Origin of the sequence: Bradyrhizobium pachyrhizi (assembly GCF_029714545.1) — a bacterium.
GTDB classification, from domain to species: domain Bacteria; phylum Pseudomonadota; class Alphaproteobacteria; order Rhizobiales; family Xanthobacteraceae; genus Bradyrhizobium; species Bradyrhizobium pachyrhizi.
Genome location: NZ_CP121667.1, coordinates 2929816 through 2948165 on the forward strand (window position 1 = coordinate 2929816; position 18350 = coordinate 2948165).

The following is an 18350-nucleotide window of genomic DNA, read 5'->3' on the forward strand; positions in this document are numbered from 1 at the left end:
CTAGCGAGGCTAAGATCTTAGCACAGCGATGATTTCCGGCACGAAGCAAAGAGGCGCGGCTTCCTCCTGTCGAACAATGCCATTGGACAGAGTTACTGCGGATCAGCCAGGCCTAAGCCTCGCCACGACGCCGAGCCGGATGGCTTCTGAGAGCTGGCGTACTTCAAGCCGATCCATCATGCGCGCGCGATGTACCTCAACGGTACGGACGCTGAGGCCGAGCTCGTATGCAATCAACTTGTTGGGACGACCGGCCATCAGCCCGTCAAGAACGTCCCGCTCGCGTGGGCTGAGGCTTGCCACCCGCCGGACCGCGTCGGCGCCCTCAAGATCGCCCGTGATCTGGGACTCCTTAGTGAATGTCGCCTCGATTGCCCCAAGCAACGCATGATCGCTGTACGGCTTTTCTAGGAAATCGCTGGCACCCGCCCTCATCGCCCGGACTGCCGTTTGGATGTCGCCCTGGGCGGTGACGATAATGACCGACAGGTCGCTCCGCATCCGGGTCAATTGTGCCTGGACTTCCAGCCCGTTCGTGTCTGGCAGACGCACGTCAAGCAGCACGCATGCCGGTTTGAACCCCATGGCGGCTGCCAAGAACTGATCCGCTCTTTCGAAGGTAACCGGCTCGAAATTGGCGGAACTCAATAGACGTTCCAGCGAACGAAGCACGGCTTCGTCGTCGTCGAGAACGTAGACGGTTCGCTCAATTGGCATCGCCTACACCTTCGGACGGAATGGTGAAGCGGAAGCTGGTGCCGCCGCCCGCCTTTGACTCTGCCGTCAACTGTCCGCCATGCGTCTCGATAATCCAGCGTGAAATTGGCAGGCCAAGTCCCATCCCATTGTGCTTGCTTGAAACGAACGGCTCGAAGAGCCGGCAGGCTATATCCTCGCTGATTCCAGGGCCGATGTCAGCGACTGTGACCTCGATCATCCTATCGTCTACTACTCTTGTCGCCAGAGTAATTTCGCGCTGTTCCTGATCTGCCATCGCTTCAAGCGCATTGCGAATGAGATTTACTAGGACCTGTTGGATTTGGACCCGACTTACAAATGCGTGCGTGGCTCTAGCGTCTAGTTCAAACTTGAGATTTGCCCCGGGCGAAGCAGCACTGCCCAACGCGAGCTCGCTGGCTTCCTCAATCATCAAAGACAATGCTTCGATTCGTCGTTCCTTCTCCTCTGGTCTGACGAACTGGCGGTGCCGCCGGAGGATTTCGCTTGCTCGGAGCGCCTCGGCAGCTGCTTCGCTCGCAACGCCCTGCGCTATCGCGAGGCTGGCGCGGTCCGTGCGATTCAGAAGCCGTTTTGTCGCATTCATCGAGTTGATGATTGCCGTGAGCGGCTGTGAGATTTCGTGGGCAATCGACGCAGCCATGTGGCCAGCTGCCGTGAAGCGCGCCATACGAAACATTTCGTCGCGCAATGTCCGGAAGCGGAGATCGGATTGCTCACGTTCGAATTGTTCCGCCATGAGCTTTTTGTGTGCCGCGGCCAGTTCGATTGTTCGCTGCTCCACGCGTCGTTCGAGAGTTTCGTTGAGGTGGCGCGATTCTGCCTCGGCATGAGTCTCCAAGCTTAGATCGCGGCTAACGGTTGCGACGTTCATCGGTTGCCCGGTTCGCGGATCGTCGATCCTGAAGCAATCCACAAGGAAAGGAATCGGAAGTCCGGACCCGAAGTGCACAAGATCGAGTTCTCCTTTCCATTGACCTGTACGCAGCACCAAGGGCCAAATCGTTTTCCGGACGACCTGCCGGTTTTCGCGTGATACGAAGTCGAGTACGCGAAGTCGCAATGCATCGTCGGGCGTGGCAAGACCCACCGATTGTAGGCCAGCCGGGTTGACGTATTGAATATGACCGCTCAATGAGGCAATGCCTATAAAGTCAGTCGATCGCTGCGCCAACATGGTGAATCGTCTCTTGTCGGCATCGCCCAACCAGTGCTGGAACGCGATCGCCGCCTGATTAGCCCCGATAGTGAGCAGCAATCGTTCCGCTTTGGTTGGAAACGCGGCGCGAAAGGAGCCGGCAGCAAGCACAGCATACTCGCTTAGCCCGATTGGTGCGGTTGCGACCTGCAGGCTGCGGCCGCTGGATCCGTTGGCGACGATAAACCCCTGATCGTCGCCAAATGTCGCTCTTTCGCGCTTCAGCACGGCCCGTACGTGATCCACACTTGCAGGATCCAAGTCAGGATCACAGCGGAGCAGCTCCGTGAGGTGAGTGTCATGATTCTGCGGCATAATGAGGACAAAGTCAGCGCGGAGCATCGTGAATAGCGCGCCGGCGATGCTGTCGCACATCCGCCGCAAATCATAGTTTCGCCACGCCTTCGGAAGCATCGAAAGGGCGACAACGTCGCGCATACAACGCCGCAACTCATCAGGATCTGCAAGGGCATCGGTCCACGGCATTGCGCTGGCCTCGCAGCGACCCGGATGAATTTGATACCTATTTTGCGAGGCCGGCAACTTCCGGGCAGCCCTCATGGCGGTATCCTCGTCTGTGTATTCCAGAATGATGATGCTGTCTGTTCCCGAAAACGCAGCGGGGTTCGATACGTCGAGAATAATCAGTGGTGGCTTGGTCATTCCGACGGTGACCCGTCAGGCCTTTGGCGATGGTCTACGGTAGGCCCCCTGACCAATCTTGCATTTAGCTAGGTTAAAGGGCGGCCAGGGCGCAGCGTTACTCCTTCCGCTCGACCATCCGGTTCACGACCTTGCCAGATTGCTCTAGAAGGCGAGCGCTTTCGGCGAGCACGCGATAGCTATCTGCAAGCGTGCTAAGTTGTTGCCGCGAATGTCGATCAGGGGCAGCGTCGGCAGCCAACGCTTAGTGACGTTCCAGCCGCGAATACTCTTTGGACGGCTTCCTGCTCGCGTTAATGACGGGAGCGCGCGACCGTTCCGGCTCACCGGATCGATTTCAACAACGCCTCAATAGACCTCATGCCGTATCTAAGTTCCTCTCGAGGGAACGGCTCTTCTTCTTGCGGCCCATGACGATGTCAGGCGGCGGCAGTGGGTCAGTTTGATTGTGGCAGGGTTCCTCACTGGTATGTTGACTGTCGAGGGCACACACGCGCGGCGTCAGCTTAACTTGGCCCGCGTGGCATAGCGGCCGATTTGATTGCAGAAGGTACCGCAGGTTTTCCGGGTGTGGGGAAAGGCGGTAACGCTCCACTGACTCGAACCCGCCGCGACGCTTCATCCCTTGGTTCGTTCGGGCGGCTCGAATTTGGTATCACGCCGGGGGCGATCCCCTCCGCTCGGCTCGCTCTGGCACTTGCTACCCCGGATCGGCTCGCGGAGGCCGTGTCCGTCGATATGATGGGCTACTGGCGGCCGACGCGTCACCAAGGCGCGTATTCTGGAGGCAGTCTGCGAAGGCGTGAGCGAGGAAGCGGCCAGCTTGGCGGACAGGAAGAAGGTCGACATGGCAGAAGCTGCCAAGCAGTCGTTAGCCGCGACCGACTGGCTGCGTTCCTTGCTGAGGACGGTTAAGCCGCAAGATCTGGTCGATGCATCCAGCGATTCCCAGGGTGGAGGCATCTTCTCGCAAGCGGCCGAATGAGATTCGCGCCGGGGCCACGCGAAAGTGGCCCGGCACATTGCGGAAATTTTGGCCTCGCGCCTGACCGCGCGCGGCCGTTTTCGATGGAAGCAAAGCCGCGACTGTCCGAAGGCCCCGACTAGGCGCTGCGCCTGGCCTCGGCTGTCATCAGGCTTTCCAGCTCTTTCCCGGCTTCTTCTTCGGTCATGCCGCTTACAAGAGCAACTTCTTCGGACAAGCGATCAACCGCCGCCGTGTAGAGTCGCCGTTCGGCGTAGCTCTGGTCTGGGCTGTTAGCGCGTCGGTGGAGGTCGCGCATCACTTCAGCAATGGCGACAATATCACCCGAATTGATCTTGATTTCGTACTGTTGAGCAAGTCGAGGCCAATTGCCCCGTCCCTTATGAGGTGGTTGACCCAGGATTCGTCGTATGTGCTGGATGGAGCCCGGATCGGATAGGTGACGCATACCGGTGTTTGTCGCTTTGCTCGTTGGAACGCGTAGCGTCATCTTGCTCTTTGCGAAGTAGATGACAAAGAACTCGAGACGAACGCCGGCCACCGTCTGCTCTTCGAGCGCAACGATTTGTCCGACACCGTGTGCAGGGTAAACGATCGAGTCAGTTGCTTTGAATCCAAAGCGCGTTTCACTGCACTGGCCTTCATTCGCTGGATCGGCAGAAGTCGTAGCTGAATGCGTGGGGACTGAATGGTTAGTCCTGGATCGATTGTCAAAATTCATTTCGTAACTAGCTCCAATAACATCTCGAATTGGCTTGCCGCCAGTTCTGGCGCTGATCAATGAACTTATTAGAAACAAACTGGCGGGGCTCAAAGATAGTCGCCCCAATTATTCCTCACCAATAAGCTGGGAGCGCGAGCGCCGCCACGATAATGACGCCGCCAATGTCCATTCCGTTCGATGACGTGGCTTCTTGGCAACGTGTTCACAGCCTACGAATCCAGCAGTTGCCATGCTTGCAGGCAAGTGTCTGACAAACCTGGCGTGCGAATGGGAGACACAGTGAACTTTCACTGCCACACGAATCGAAGATCGTCGGGAATAAATTGCGAACATATGAGGCCAATGCACCGGCATGCGCGCGCGTGCGCTGTCAGGAATTGTCTGCTGTACCGCAACGGTCTTTACGCGAGGATGTGGCTGAGGTTGGACGTCTCGTTTGTGTGATGTCTTTGTCACGATGGCGGGTGACCCGGGCTCGCTTTTCGATCTGGCGCGCGGGAATGGGAGGCTGCATTCCTTCCTGAATGAGCGTCAGGTAGACACGCTGATCGTTGCCGGCGGTGAGACGGACGTCTTTGCGTTGGCAACCGCGTTGGCTACGGTTGATCGTGGCTATCGCGTGATGCTGGAATGGCTCTGCAGCTGCTCCGATGAAAGCCGTGCCGCGCTGCTCAATCTCTAGACCAGGACGCCTCAGCTTGAAGATCGAGGTGGCTCCGTTGCGTTGGTCGGTCGATGACCGCCCACCCGATTCCGACGGGAACTTTTCGTTTCGTCTTAACCTAGGTTAGGTGATTCACGGCAATATCGCTCCGCAGCTCAGTGGACTTGAATTCAAGGCGACCACATGGCTCGATACGCTTGCATCCCGCCGCTCAGGATCGAAACTGTGAGACGTACCAGGAGGCGCCTTGGAGAACTACTTCTCGCCGCCACGTTGCTTGCGGCGGGGACAGCGGCCACCCAGGAGGACAAGAAGACCGACGAGGATAAGCCGTCCGACCCCGACACGGGCGAAAGCACCGTGGAGGAAAAGACGCTTGGTCTTCTCCCTAATCCTTTGCAAAAGTACGGCGTCAAGTTTGCAGCCACCTATATCGGCGAAACGTTGGGCAATCCATCCGGCGGATTGAAACAGGGGTCTGTCTATGAAGGGCGCCTGAACCTTGCCGTTGATCTGGACCTGCAAAAGCTCGCCGGTCTCGACCAACTAACATTCCATGCCAACATGTTCCAGATCCATGGCGGCGGCCTGTCGCGCGGCAGTTTGCAGAATTATTTCGTGGTCAGCGGCATCGAGGCGTTGCCATCCACCCGTCTCTATGAGGCCTATTTCGAAAAGCGGTGGGACAACAAGAAAGTCTCGCTAAAAGTCGGACAACTCGCGGCCGACAGCGAGTTCTTCAACACGAAATACACCGACGTGTTGACAAACGCCTCGATGGGTTGGCCAGCGATCACCTCGCTGGATCTGCCGAGCGGCGGTCCATCGCCGCCATTGGCCGCGATGGGAGCCCGTCTTCTCGTCAACTTCACCGACCAGTTGTCTGTTCTTGGCGGCATCTTCGATGGCGACCAGGCTGGACCTGGCCCCGGTGATCCGCAAGAGCGCAACCGATATGGCCTCAACTTTCGCGTCAACGATCCACCCCTCCTGCTCGGTCAGATCCAGTATGCGTGGAACAACAAAAAGGGCGATCCAAATCTTGCCGGCCAAATCAAATTCGGCGGCTGGCGACATTTTGGGTCTTTCGCCGATCAGAGATTGGCATCCAATGGTGTCTCGCTTGCCTCCCCAACCAGCACCGGCGAACCCTTTCTCCTGTCCGGCGATATCGGCGGCTGGATGGTGTTTGAGCAGAAGATCTATCGTGTACCGAAAAGCGATGATCGCGGCATCGGCATTTTTGCGCGCGTCTCGGGTGCACCAGCAGACCGTAATCTGATCGATCGCTACGCCGACGCCGGCATCGAATTCATCGGGCTCGACGATCACCGTCCCGACGACAAGTTCGGGATCGCGGCCGGCTATGCGCATGTGTCGAAACGCGCACAGGCGCTCGATGTGGATTACCGCACATTGGTCGATCCTGTCTGGCCGGTGCGGAGTTTCGAGGGGCTTTTTACAGCCGCGTATCAATATCAGATCAAGGACGGCTGGACGTTGCAGCCCAGTCTTCAATACATCATCCACCCTGGCGGAGGTGCCACCAGCCCTTCCAGCGCGATGCCCGGCAAGGTTCTTCACAATGCAACGGTGCTTGGCTTGCGAACGACCCTGAAGTTCTAGTCCGCCCCCCTCTGTAAGGACCGTGGGTTAACGGGCGAGCCGTTTGATGGTTTTGGTCGCCCGGTTCGGCCCGTGCCAGCCGAGAAATTTCAGGTCCTTGTTCTCCAGCGCGTTCGTCGCCCGAAAAAACTGCTCAAGATCATCGCGCGCACGGGAAGGGAGATTACGGATGTCCTTGAGATCCGTCTCGAGCGGCGACCGGTCAGGTACTGCAAAAATGCGGTCGTTTCGCTCGGTCTTGCGCTTTCTCTTCTGCTCGACTTCGAGAATGCCGATGGGACGGCAGCGCAGCACGACCCCCGGATAAGTCTGCGCATCATGCAGGATCAGCACATCCAGGGGGTCTCCATCCTCGGCTTTGGTCGAGGGAATAAAACCCCAATCGTAAGGATAGGTCAGACCCGCCATCAGCGGCTTTGCCAGGGAAAAAACGCCAAGCTTGGGGTCGAAATCGAGCTTGCAGGTACTGCCGCGCGGCGTCTCGACCACGGCAAAGATATTGCCGTCGTCGGCCCAGCTCGGCAGTTTGGTTAGATTGGTCATGGTGCCGTCGATCGATTGGGCCTCGAAAGGAGCAAGCGGTCCGACAGAAAATTGATCCGTCAGGCCCGCCGGATCAGGCGACGGTCGAGGCCTTTTTGTTGACGCCCTTGCGCAGCGCAACTGTGTTGAGCTTGGTGTTAGCCACCTTCTCCTCGTTGAGGTTCGTCGTCAGAAAACGCACGATATCGTCGCGGCCGAGCTGTTCCGCCCAAGCGATCAGCGTGCCGTAGCGGCAGATCTCGTAATGTTCGACGGCCTGAGCGTTGGCGACGATCGCCGCATCGAGCACCGTCTTGTCCTCGATCTCGCCGGCGGTCTCATCGGCTTCCTTGATGATACCGTCGATAGCCGGACATTGCGTGCCGCTTGGCGATTGGCCGAGTTTCTCGAAGACCTTCTCGAGACGCTCGATTTGCTTATTGGTCTCCTCGAGATGGTTCTTGAGTCCTGTTGCCAGATCACGGTTGGTCGCTTTGTCGATCATTTTCGGCAAGGCCTTGGTGATCTGCTGCTCCGCGTAACAAATGTCCTGCAAACTATGCAGCAGCAGGTCATCCATCGTCTTGATGTCTTTCGTGAATATTCCCATGGCGTCCCTCCTCGAATTCAATGCGATGGAACGGCGGCGGCAGAGCTTTGTTCCTGGCTGTCGCTGCTTCCGGCCGCGCGATCACTGCGGCGAAGGGCTACCCACGCTTGCAGGAACCCGCGTAAGTAGGCGGTATTTTGTCTCTTTGCATGGAGTCCAGGATGGTCAGTAGCTCGCTCTGGATGGAGACCGAGGTCCGGCCCGGGGCGCCCACGCTCAAGGGCGAGGTGCAGTGCGATGTGGCCGTCGTCGGCTCCGGTATTGCCGGGGTCTCGACGGCCTATGAACTGATGAAGCGCGGTCAATCTGTCATTGTCATTGACCGTAAAGGTATCGCAAGTGGTATGACAGCGCGCACGTCGGTGCACTTAGCGCCGCTTTGCGACGATCTGATGAGCGAGTTCAGAAAACTGCGCGGTGCTGAGAACGCGAAGCTTTTCTACGAAAGTCAGGCCGCCGCCGTCGACCGCATCGAGCAGATCCAGAAGAGAGAAGATCGCTTACGACTTTCGTCGCCTGGACGGCTATCTGTTCCAGGGCAACGGCATGCCGGCCGACATCTTCGATGAGGAACTGGACGCGGTGCGCGAGGTTGGCGCGCCCGTCCATCGGCTGGTTGGCGTCCCGCTCAAAGGCTGCAAGCACCGGCCTGTGCTCCGGTATCCGCGCCAGGCTAGATTCCATCCTCTCAAATATCTCGCGGGTCTTGCCGCCGTTTGCGAGGCCGGCGGCGTGCGCTTCTTTGCCAATAGTCCAGTCGAAGACGTCGCGGAGCGGGACGGCGGCATTACGCTGCGAACCGCCCAAGGACAGATCACTGCCGGACACGCCGTGATCGCGACCAACGCATCTATCGCCGATCGCTTTCAACTCCATACCAAAGTCGCTCCTTACCGTACCTACGTGCTCGCTTTTGCCGTCGCGCGGGGTGAACTTGCCGACGCGCTTTATTGGGATACGGAAGATCCTTACCATTATGTGCGGCTGCAAACGGGCGCCGGCGATCATGACTGTGTTCTTGTCGGCGGCGAAGACCATAAGAGCGGCGAGGCCAATGACGCCGAGCAGCGCTTTGCACGGCTGGAAAGCTGGGCACGCGAATTGATCCCGGCCCTTGGCCGTATCACCATCGTTGGTCGGGCCAAGTTCTCGATACGATCGATTATGCCGGCTTTATCGGCTGCGAGCCCGGTAGCGGGCGCATCTACCTCGCGATGGGCGATTCAGGCCAGGGTCTGACCCATGGAGGGATGGGTGCGATGCTAAACGCGTCCCTCATTATGGGCGAAGATCATCCGTGGAAGCCGGTCTATACGCCGATCGCAAATCGCTCGCGGCGGCCAGGAATTTCTTGCGCGAGAATATGACGATTCTGCAGAACCTCGCCGAGTATGTGGCGCCCGGCGAAATCGCTTCGCTCGAAGAGCTTGGGCGGGGCGAGGGTGCCATCCTGCGTCAAGGTCTCGAAAAGATTGCTGCTTACAAGGACATGGGTGGCGAGCTGCATCTTCACTCGGCCAGTTGCACCCATATTGGCTGTCATCTGCACTGGAACAGTTTTGAGAGTTGCTGGGACTGCCCGTGCCATGGCTCGATCTTTGCGCCAAACGGGCAGCCCATCAATGCGCCGGCCGTGTCCGCCTTGGACCCGTGGAGGCCTAAAGAATCTGCCGAGCGAGGGCGTGAGGCCGGTCTGCAGCGAGAGGATATGCTTTTGCAACGTCTCTTGGTGTGGGACTTTCGTCACTGGACAGCGATAGGAACAACCACAGCGCCTGTCCGTTCGGGATTAGATCTTCCTGCAGCCCGAGGCCTCCGATGTATCACCATGTCAAGAAGCTTATGTTCACGGTCCGTGTCGATGAGCCGGACCCCCGCTTTGGCAATATGCTTCTTGAACAATTTGGTGGCGCCAACGGCGAGCTCGCGGCCGCCATGCAATATTCGATACAGGGCCTCAATTGCGAAGACCCCGATCGCAAGGACCTTCTGATGGATATCGGCACCGAGGAGCTGAGCCATCTGGAGGTCGTCGGTACACTGGCGCGCATGCATCTCAAGCCAGCAAAATTCGACCGCCAGGCGGCGGAGGCCGATCCGCTGATCGCGATCGCGGGTGGGGGTGGGGTGAACCTCTTCAACTCGCAAGGTAACGCCTGGACCGCCGATTATCTGAAGATCACCGGCGAACTTGACGTTGATCTGCGCAGCAATATCGCCGCCGAGGCGCGGGCCAAGATCGTTTACGAACGTCTCATCAACTTCTGCGACGACGCCGGCACCAAGGATGCGCTGCAATTCCTGATGACCCGCGAAATCACCCACATGAAGGCTTTTTCGCTCGCGCTCGAAAGCATGAGCAAGCCGGCCTTCAGCATCGGCCGTCTCGCGCCTACGCCCGGCCTTGTCGATCAGTTCTTCAACGACTCCACGGGCACGGGCGATCACGGCGAGATCGATACGCGCGGGGCCTGGAACGAGGGCGGGGAATGGGTTTTCACGGAATCGCCAGCCATCCAGGCCGGCGAACCCGGGCCCGCGTCAGCTATCGTCACCGAAAGCTCATCGCCGGTTGACGAGGCCGGCCTTGGCGATCTGCTGGTCGACGAACTCCGCGATATCTTGCACGCCGAGAAGCAATTGACGAAGGCGCTTCCCAAGATGGCGGAAGCGGCGCGTTTCGATCAATTGCGCGAGCTGTTCGAACAGCATCTCGGCGAGACCGAAACGCAGATCGAGCGGATAAACGAATGCTTTGAGTTGCTCGGCAAGCCCGGCCGCGCCAAGCCTTGCAAGGGAATGACAGGCCTTGTCGAAGAAGGTCAAGAAATCATGGACGAGGGTGAGAAAAAGGAAGATGCCGCGGCTGACCTTGCTCTGATCGGCGCGGCCCAGCGCGTCGAGCATTACGAGATTGCTGGCTACACGACCGCGCGCAACCTTGCTCAGCAGCTTCGCCATAGCGCCATTGTTAGCCTGTTGTCGAAATCACTCGCGGAAGAGGAAAACGCTGACCAGTTGCTCAACCAGGTCGCCCGATCGTTGATGTCAGTCGCGAAGATGCCGGCTGTGGTTGAACAGACCGAATAGTAGACCAAAGGCGGCACTGCTGCGTTAACTGCCGCAAGCGCTGCTAGCGTCAGTCGCCAGCGCTTTCTGTTCAGTTGGAGGCGCTGAGATGTCGTCAATCTTTCCTGTCCATGACGAACAGGATTGTATTTCGTTGAAGGCGACCATGGCAAAATATCACTGGCCACCTTCTTTATCGGCCTTCCCGCGAGTAGCGCGCATCGTCGGCTTCGAGCTGGTTTTAGTAGTTTCAGATGCAAACGTGCGAGGTCTCGGAGTGCATGCCGCGTCGCGCATTTTCCGTGTCGACGACTTTGCCGGACTATCAGACGCTACAAGCGTATTCCTTCATGGTTCCTTGACGCACCCTGGCGACCCGGCCGGCCGCAATGGTCCGGGATGTTCCCCGACCGGAAGGACAATGAGAGCCATTCGGTTTGTAAATTCTCCTGTTGGCATCGCCGTCACGTGGGTATGACGCTGAGGGAGAGGTGCAGTGCAGTTGGTGTCCCTCGGGAACCACGCGATGCGGCCGGGCTTTTACCTCCCTATGGACGGGAAAGCCGAAACAAGTGAAGAACTGACTTCCGGGACGGCCGACGCTTTCGTCCGTGTCCGCGGAGCGCGGGAGCATAACCTCCGGAACGTTTCGCTCGACATCCCGCGCAATAAGCTCGTGGTCTTCACGGGGGTGTCGGGATCCGGCAAGTCCTCTCTAGCGTTCGGGACGCTATACGCAGAGGCTCAACGCCGTTACCTCGAATCCGTCTCACCTTACGCACGTCGCCTATTCCATCAGATGCAGGTGCCCGACGTCGACACAATCGAGGGATTGCCGCCGGCGGTAGCCCTTCAGCAGCAGCGCGGTTCGCCGACGACCAGGTCGTCGGTCGGAAGCGTCACTACCCTGTCCAACCTCTTGCGCATGCTGTATTCGCGGGCGGGAAGATACCCGCGCGGGCAGCCCTTGCTTTACGCGGAGTCCTTCTCGCCTAACACGCCGGAAGGCGCCTGTCCGAACTGCCACGGCATCGGGCGAGTTCATCAGGTCGTCGAACGAAGTCTGGTACCCGACGAGACTCTGACGATCCGCGAGCGCGCCATCGCGGCCTGGCCTTCCGCCTGGCAGGGCCAGAACCTTCGGGACATTCTTGTCACCTTGGGGTACGACGTCGACAGGCCGTGGCGCGAGCTTACGAAGAAGGATCGTGACTGGATTCTCTTTACGGACGAGCAGCCGACCGTACCTGTGTATGCGGGGTACACCGCAGCCGAGACGCGAAAAGCCCTGAAGCGCAAGGAGGAGCCAAGCTATATGGGCACCTTCACCGGCGCTCGCCGATACGTACTCCAGACATATGCCACTACGCAGAGCGCAATGATGAAGCGGCTTGTAGCGGAGTTTCTGTCGAGCGACGATTGCCCGGTCTGCGACGGGAAGCGGCTAAAGCCGGAAGCACTTTCGGTCAAATTCGCGGGAATGGACATCGCCGAGATGTCTCGCCTGCCGTTGGGAAAGCTCGACGAGCTCATCAAACCATACATCGACGGAAGCAAACGGGACGAAACCGACGGTCATTCAGAAAAGGTGCTTGTCGTTCAGAGAATCGTCGAGGATCTCGTCGAGCGTCTCGAAGTTCTGCTTGATCTCGGCCTCGGCTATCTGACCTTGGAGCGCAACACGCCGACGTTATCGCCGGGCGAACTGCAGCGCTTGCGGCTCGCGACGCAAGTCCGATCGAACCTGTTCGGGGTCGTCTACGTGCTGGACGAACCCTCTGCGGGCTTGCATCCGGCGGACACCGAAGCGCTCCTGCGGGCGCTCGGACGCCTGAAGGCATCGGGAAACTCGCTTTTTGTCGTTGAGCACGAATTGGACGTGGTGCGCGAGGCCGACTGGATCGTCGACGTCGGACCCGCTGCGGGAGACCGGGGCGGTCGAATCCTCTACAGCGGGTGCCTTGCCGGTTTGGCAGAAGTGGAGGCTTCCCAAACACGCCGCTATCTGTTCGAAGACGCCGCAAAACCGCAACGCAAAGTCCGTCGGCCGAGCGGCTGGCTGAAGCTGCGGAACGTGACGCGGAATAACCTGAACTGTCTCAATGCCGATCTTCCTCTCGGCGTCCTTACCTGCGTGACTGGCGTCTCGGGCTCGGGCAAGTCCACTCTCATCAGCCAGTTTCTCGTCGAGGCGATCGCGGAGACGCTGGGTCAGCGCCGCGAGACCGATCCGGAAGAAGTTGAATTGCAGGAGACGGTGAGAACGCTGAGTGGGGAGATCACGGAAGGGTTGGACCACGTCAAGCGGCTCGTCGTGGTCGATCAGAAGCCGATCGGGCGGACCCCGAGGTCCAATTTGGCGACCTACACCGGCTTGCTCGATCACGTGCGAAAGCTTTTCGCCGGGACGAAGCAGGCGCGTGCCAGGCGCTACGACGCGGGCAGATTTTCCTTTAACGTGGCCAAGGGCCGTTGCGAAACCTGCTAAGGCGAAGGCTACGTGTGCGTGGAGCTGCTGTTCCTTCCGAGCGTCTATGCTCCGTGTCCGACCTGCAGGGGCGCTCGCTATAACGCGAAGACGCTCGAGATCAAGATACGGCACAAGTCGATCGCCGACGTGCTGGCGATGACCGTCGACGCGGCTTTTGAGTTCTTTGGAGACGATGACGTTCTTTCTCGCTCTCTGGGCGTTCTGCGCGAGGTTGGGCTTGGTTACATTAGGCTCGGTCAGTCGGCCACCGAACTTTCAGGAGGAGAGGCGCAACGCGTCAAACTTGCCACCGAGCTCCAACGCGCTCATCGGGGCGGTACATTATACGTGCTCGACGAGCCGACAACTGGACTGCATCCCTCCGACGTCGCAAAGCTCGGTAGTCAGCTGCAAGGCCTCGTCGAGGCGGGAAACACCGTCGTTCTGATCGAGCATGATATGTCGGTTGCAGCGGAGAGCGACTGGATCGTAGACGTCGGCCCTGGCGCCGGAAACAGAGGAGGCCGCATCGTGGCGTGCGGACCGCCGGATCGAGTTGCTGCCTCCGGGAGCCGGACAGCAGAATATTTGAAGCGGGCCCTCTGACTTATTGGCGGAACTTCACTGCGACGGGGGCCTAGCTCCGTAGGAACAGCGGTGCGCCCGATTGGTTGTTTGCCATCGTACGCCGGAAAAAGACACGCATGGAACGCACTCCGATCGCCGAATTCGATACCCGCCGCGCGGCGGAGCTCGCGGTTGAGCACGTGGTGCAGGAATGCGGCGTCCAGAGGACCTACGTGTTCGTACAGCCGGCGACGCCGACAACACGTCAGGCGATCGACCGGCCGGTGTTGTCGTGAAGACAGCGCCGAGGCGGAGCAGGGCGGGAAGCTCGAAGGCCCGATCGAAGTGTCCGTCGAACTTCCATGGCGACGATCCGAAGCGCGTCGCGGACGCGCTGACATCCGCAGGCGCTAAGGCCGTCCAGACGAAGTGAAGGCGAGGACTATGCCCGATTATCCCAAGCCGCCATTCCCAAGCCAGCGACAGCCCATGCCGGGCTCGACCAAGAAGATGGATCCGCGTCCGGATCACGGTGAGACCAGCTACAAGGGCGCGGGACGGCTTCAAGGTAGGCGTGCCATCATTACCGGCGGCGACAGTGGCATCGGGCGCGCGGTCGCCGTCGCGTTCGCCCGCGAGGGCGCAGATATCCTGATCGCCTACCTCGACGAGAGCGACGACGCGAAGGAGGTTGTGGCGCTGATCGAGAAGGAAGGGCGCAGAGCCATCCGTGTCGAGGGCGACCTCCGCTCGGCCGATCATTGCCGCGCCGTCGTCAGCCGCGCCGTTCGGGAACTTGGCGGCGTCGACATTCTCGTCAACAACGCCGCGCATCAGGCGACCTTCGCTGACATCGGCGAGATCAGCGACGATGAATGGCGCATGACCTTCGAGGTGAACATCCATGCGATGTTTTACCTCGCCAAGGCCGCGGTCCCACACATGAAGCCCGGAGCCGCAATCATCAATACGGCATCGGTGAATTCCGACATGCCGAACCCGATCCTGCTTGCCTACGCGACGACGAAGGGCGCGATCCAGAACTTTACCGGCGGCCTCGCCCAGATGTTGGCGGACAGGGGCATTCGGGTGAATGCCGTGGCGCCCGGTCCGATTTGGACCCCGCTCATTCCCTCTACGATGCCAGAGGACGCCGTAAAGAACTTTGGCAAGCAGGTGCCGCTGAAGCGGGCTGGCCAGCCGGCGGAGCTCGCCACAGCCTACGTGATGCTCGCCGATCCTCTGTCCAGCTATACGTCGGGCACGACCGTCGCGGTGACCGGGGGCAAGCCCTTCATCTGAGATATGGCCGGCATCAAGCATCCCGGCGCAGCGCTTCACGATGGCCGAGGTGCGCCTGTCTTCTATCTGCAGCGTCCATTGCTTTGCTGGACTTGCCGATGAAGTCGAAGCCTAGTACGCCTCGCCCGATCCTCACGTGCCTCCGCCGCATCGTCGTCAGCTCGCAGGACTTGTTCTTCTCCGCGTATTCTGCGTTGCCGACACAAATGCGCGTCTTCTCGAGCAGGCTCACGATTGTCGCCAATACCTTCTGGCGGGGGAGGCCGTCCAGTTTCATGTCCGACGCAACGCGAGCGCGCAAGGCCCGCGGGGTGTTCGCAAACTGCATAACATGCTCGTATGGGCTCTGCTCGCGGAGCTCGCGCCATTTCGGATGGTACCGGTATTGCTTGCGTTTGGCGCGCGTCGAGACCGGTCGCCTGTATGTGGCCGTTGGAAGTGGAACGGATCCAGACGAATTCGTACGCTGGAGGGATGCCGATGGACTTGATGCGGCGGAACAGCCTTGTCAGTGACGCGCATGCCGTCCTTGTCGTAGTAGGAGAACGACGTGTCGGTGCGCTTGCGGCGGTAGCCCGGCGTCGCGTCGCTAGCGTAGGCCGTCCTCCGCGATAGCGGCGGCGACGAAGGCCGTCCGGTCCAGAATCTCACGGTCCTTGCCTTCCGCAACGTTCTTCGCGTCCTTGCCGGATAGCGCAGCGATCAAAGTCCTCGATAGGAGAAGGTTGGATTCGCATTTGGTTCCGCGCTGCGGACCGCGGCGGCCTTCGGCAGCTATCTTCTTGCCCGCGGCCGTTCGCGCACGACGTCGTTCGCCATCTTGTCGGCGCGAAGCCCGAGATAGACCGGCTGGCGGAGCTCGCCTTTGCTCGTCCACTCCGCGAACTTCACCTCGGCGACCAAGGACGGCCGGACCCAAGTCGTGACGGCCTCGTTCTTCACCTTGGCGGGAAAGGGCGATTTGGCGGCTTTCAGCTTCACGAGCTTGCCATGGAGCTCCTCGAGCATCTGGTGGTTGAAGCCGGTGCCGACGTGTCCGATGTACCTCCACGCTCCGTCCTCCTGCACCGCAAGAACGAGCGCGCCGAAGTACGGCCGCGTGCGGCGCGGCGCCGTAAAGCCCGCGATCACGACCTCCTGCCGCTGCGCAGTCTTTACCTTCAGCCAGTCTGCCGTACGGCTGCCGGACACATAAGGGCTGTCGGCGCGCTTGGCCATGATGCCTTCGAGGTGTCTGCGCTCGGCTTCGGCGAAAAACTTCTTTCCGCTGCCTTTCCGGTGTTTGCTGAACGCGATCAGCTTGTGGCGTGGCAGGATGGTCTTGAGCCGCTTCTTGCGTTCGATCAATGGCAGTTCGCGCAGGTCTTCGCCGTCCGCGAACATAAGGTCGAATGCGCAGTACAACAGCTTGGCTTCGTGGCGCAGCGCATTCTGCAGCAGTTGGAAATGCGAGACGCCGTCGTGGCCGATGGCGACGAGTTCTCCATCGATGACCGCGTCGCGCCTCACGCCTTCGAGCGCTTTCGCGACCTCGATGTAGGAGTGGCTGATGATCTTGCCGTTGCGGCTGTAAAGCGCGACCTTGCCGCGGCGGATATCCGAGACCATCCGGAAGCCGTCATACTTGTCCTCGAACACCCAGCCGGGATCGTCAAAGGGCGCCTCGGTCAAACTGGCCAGCATCGGCTGTAGGCGCTTTGGCAGTGTCGACTTGCGGCTCATCTCCGGGGATACCGTCGGTCGGAGAACGGCTCGGTGTGCCAAGGCCGTGGGGAGGGCGCGGAAGAACCTCGGTCAGGGCGAAGTCCGATACAATGCTTGAGGACCCGCCACAAGCGGGCCCGGACCCGGACGGAGATGAATCCTTCCCACAGCCTTGCGAACCAGGAAATCCTCAAGAGCTTCGGCTTTACGATGACAAACAGCCTCTCGACGATCAGGAGGCTGAAGGCGTAGCAGGCTGCAATCATCGCCGTGCCGGTGATCCAGTGACCCTTGCCCGCCAGCGCCACGGCAGCAAGCTTCAGCGGCTCGACCGTCGCGATCGGAAGCGCCAAGAGCAGCAGCGAAGGGTAGGGTCCAAGACCTTCGATCGACCGTCGCAGGCTCATGCGCGGACGTCTCCTTGCCGAGCTAACTGCGACGACGTCCGGACGTTCCGGACGCTGGAACATAGGGCACTTCTGCCGGTTTTATGCGGCGGGCAATGGGGAAGGGAGACGAGATGCGCGCCACCATCGAAGACCGCGGCGGGGAGGCCGCCGGATCCCCCAGCCTGGAGGCCGACGCGGCTGCTTGGCGCAGCAAGCGCGGCGGTAGGCCCGTGTCCATTGCCGGCGAAGTCCTCGTGGTCCGCATTCGCCGGCGCAAGCGCTCGGTGTCATCGCCCGTTTCTTCTGCCGACCGTCCGCCGCGCCACGCTAAAGGTCCGCGTTAGATGCGCCGCCCATGGTAGATGCTACGAAAGCAGGCGCGAAGAAATCCAAAGCTGTGACCGCTCGCGCTGAGATACGGAAGCCGCTGCCGCTCGCCCCGGGCGCGCGCAAGAGCGCCAGGGTCGTGTTTCGCGCCGAGTCATGGCAGGGCCGTCGGCGTCGGCGGCGCTGCAAGGCTCCCGTTCCTGCTGGCCTTTATCGGAATCTTCGGCGGCCTAGCCGCGTTTGGCCTGATCGGACGATTTGTCGGGCCGGTTATCATGGCGGCGCTTCTGGCGATGTGGCGTGAGTGGATTTTCCGTCCGGCGCCTCAGACATGATACGCTGAAGCAGATGGCCAGAAAGCTGAAAACCTTCGTGACCTCGCTGGGATTCTTCGACCAGGCGATCGCTGCACGGTCGATGAAAGCCGCCTTGGTGGCTTGGGGAGCCGACAGCAACCTCTTCCATCAGGGAGCGGCCAAAGAGACCGACGATCCGGACATCGTCGCGGCGATGATGGCTGCGCCGGGCCTCGTCCTGAAGCGCCCGGTCGGATCGCGCGGCGCCTTCAGGGAGCGTGCGGATCTCCCGACCGAGATGGAAGTGGAAAATGCGTCCAAAAAGACCGCGAAGGCGAAGGCCGGCAAGCGGCCCCAAGCTACTTGACCCAAGCGACAGTCCGATCCGGCGGCGGAACGCAAGGTTGCAGCGGCCTATGAGCTTGGGGAGCGGCACCGAGATCGCCAGCGAGCAAAGGAGCAGGCCACGCGCGACCGACTGCGCAAGCGCAGGCAA

General features: G+C 60.1%; 17 protein-coding genes and 4 pseudogenes. 11 read left to right on the forward strand and 10 right to left on the reverse strand.

Going from position 1 to position 18350, the window contains the following annotated elements; translation table 11 throughout:
• Positions 1–102: 102 nt before the first annotated feature.
• Both QA639_RS13540 and QA639_RS13545 read right to left on the reverse strand, forming a co-directional pair.
• Positions 103–717, reverse strand: coding sequence for a response regulator transcription factor (locus tag QA639_RS13540; RefSeq protein WP_283090027.1), 615 nt, complete (start codon positions 715–717; stop codon positions 103–105).
• The gene (locus tag QA639_RS13545; RefSeq protein ID WP_283090028.1) at positions 707–2599 is read right to left on the reverse strand and encodes a PAS domain-containing sensor histidine kinase; all 1893 of its coding nucleotides are present in this window, start codon (positions 2597–2599) and stop codon (positions 707–709) included. Before QA639_RS13545 ends, QA639_RS13540 begins: the two co-directional genes overlap by 11 nt.
• Before the next feature lie 802 nt (positions 2600–3401).
• Here QA639_RS13545 and QA639_RS41755 point away from each other — a divergent pair.
• A complete protein-coding gene (locus QA639_RS41755) occupies positions 3402–3584 on the forward strand; it encodes a hypothetical protein (RefSeq protein WP_346283729.1) in 183 nt (60 codons plus the stop codon).
• 118 nt (positions 3585–3702) lie between these two features.
• On the opposite strand, the gene QA639_RS13555 is transcribed toward QA639_RS41755, so the two are convergent.
• On the reverse strand, positions 3703–4305 hold the full coding sequence (locus QA639_RS13555) for a CarD family transcriptional regulator (protein ID WP_283090029.1): 603 nt from the start codon (positions 4303–4305) through the stop codon (positions 3703–3705).
• A gap of 439 nt (positions 4306–4744) precedes the next feature.
• Between QA639_RS13555 and QA639_RS13560 the strand changes: the two genes are divergently transcribed.
• Both QA639_RS13560 and QA639_RS13565 read left to right on the forward strand, forming a co-directional pair.
• Positions 4745–4990, forward strand: a complete 246-nt coding sequence (locus QA639_RS13560) for an isochorismatase family protein (protein ID WP_283090030.1) — start codon at positions 4745–4747, stop codon at positions 4988–4990.
• Positions 4991–5197: 207 nt separating this feature from the next.
• Positions 5198–6598 carry a carbohydrate porin gene (locus QA639_RS13565; protein WP_283090031.1) on the forward strand — a complete coding sequence of 467 codons (1401 nt, stop codon included), beginning with the start codon at positions 5198–5200 and terminating at the stop codon, positions 6596–6598.
• Positions 6599–6625: 27 nt separating this feature from the next.
• Here QA639_RS13565 and QA639_RS13570 read toward each other — a convergent pair whose 3' ends face one another.
• A complete protein-coding gene (locus QA639_RS13570; RefSeq protein WP_283090032.1) occupies positions 6626–7141 on the reverse strand; it encodes an inorganic diphosphatase in 516 nt (171 codons plus the stop codon).
• A 73-nt stretch (positions 7142–7214) separates the two neighbouring features.
• Positions 7215–7730: a YciE/YciF ferroxidase family protein gene (locus QA639_RS13575; RefSeq protein ID WP_283090033.1), complete on the reverse strand. Its 516-nt coding sequence runs from the start codon at positions 7728–7730 to the stop codon at positions 7215–7217.
• 182 nt (positions 7731–7912) lie between these two features.
• Between QA639_RS13575 and QA639_RS13585 the strand changes: the two are divergent.
• A pseudogene (locus QA639_RS13585) lies at positions 7913–8969 on the forward strand (NAD(P)/FAD-dependent oxidoreductase).
• 70 nt (positions 8970–9039) lie between these two features.
• On the opposite strand, the gene QA639_RS13590 reads toward QA639_RS13585, so the two are convergent.
• On the reverse strand, positions 9040–9237 hold the full coding sequence (locus QA639_RS13590; RefSeq protein WP_283090727.1) for a hypothetical protein: 198 nt from the start codon (positions 9235–9237) through the stop codon (positions 9040–9042).
• Here QA639_RS13590 and QA639_RS13595 point away from each other — a divergent pair.
• From QA639_RS13595 to QA639_RS13615, 5 genes and pseudogenes are all read left to right on the forward strand, one after another.
• Positions 9202–9318, forward strand: a pseudogene (locus QA639_RS13595) (Rieske (2Fe-2S) protein); the annotation flags it as partial. The gene QA639_RS13590 and the pseudogene QA639_RS13595 overlap by 36 nt on opposite strands.
• 230 nt (positions 9319–9548) lie before the next feature.
• Complete coding sequence (locus QA639_RS13600) at positions 9549–10820, forward strand: DUF892 family protein (RefSeq protein WP_283090036.1); 1272 nt, start codon at positions 9549–9551, stop codon at positions 10818–10820.
• A gap of 529 nt (positions 10821–11349) precedes the next feature.
• Positions 11350–13875 (forward strand): annotated as a pseudogene (locus tag QA639_RS13605) (excinuclease ABC subunit UvrA).
• A gap of 98 nt (positions 13876–13973) precedes the next feature.
• The gene (locus tag QA639_RS13610; protein ID WP_283090037.1) at positions 13974–14132 is read left to right on the forward strand and encodes a hypothetical protein; all 159 of its coding nucleotides are present in this window, start codon (positions 13974–13976) and stop codon (positions 14130–14132) included.
• A 148-nt stretch (positions 14133–14280) separates the two neighbouring features.
• Positions 14281–15138 carry an SDR family oxidoreductase gene (locus tag QA639_RS13615; protein WP_283090038.1) on the forward strand — a complete coding sequence of 286 codons (858 nt, stop codon included), beginning with the start codon at positions 14281–14283 and terminating at the stop codon, positions 15136–15138.
• 13 nt (positions 15139–15151) lie between these two features.
• Here the strand turns inward: QA639_RS13615 and QA639_RS13620 are convergent, their stop codons facing one another.
• From QA639_RS13620 to QA639_RS13630, 4 genes and pseudogenes are all read right to left on the reverse strand, one after another.
• Entirely contained in the window at positions 15152–15466 is a 315-nt protein-coding gene (locus tag QA639_RS13620) for a site-specific integrase (RefSeq protein ID WP_283090039.1), read from the reverse strand.
• Between the two features lie 121 nt (positions 15467–15587).
• Positions 15588–15650, reverse strand: a pseudogene (locus tag QA639_RS41760) (hypothetical protein); the annotation flags it as partial.
• 262 nt (positions 15651–15912) lie between these two features.
• Positions 15913–16860: a non-homologous end-joining DNA ligase gene (ligD, locus tag QA639_RS13625; protein WP_283090040.1), complete on the reverse strand. Its 948-nt coding sequence runs from the start codon at positions 16858–16860 to the stop codon at positions 15913–15915.
• Positions 16857–17312, reverse strand: a complete 456-nt coding sequence (locus QA639_RS13630; protein ID WP_283090041.1) for a hypothetical protein — start codon at positions 17310–17312, stop codon at positions 16857–16859. The genes ligD and QA639_RS13630 overlap by 4 nt, the downstream gene beginning before the upstream one ends.
• 50 nt (positions 17313–17362) lie before the next feature.
• Between QA639_RS13630 and QA639_RS13635 the strand changes: the two genes are divergently transcribed.
• Complete coding sequence (locus tag QA639_RS13635; protein ID WP_283090042.1) at positions 17363–17575, forward strand: hypothetical protein; 213 nt, start codon at positions 17363–17365, stop codon at positions 17573–17575.
• A 331-nt stretch (positions 17576–17906) separates the two neighbouring features.
• Positions 17907–18221, forward strand: a complete 315-nt coding sequence (locus tag QA639_RS41765; RefSeq protein WP_346283730.1) for a hypothetical protein — start codon at positions 17907–17909, stop codon at positions 18219–18221.
• The last annotated feature ends 129 nt before the right edge of the window (positions 18222–18350 follow it).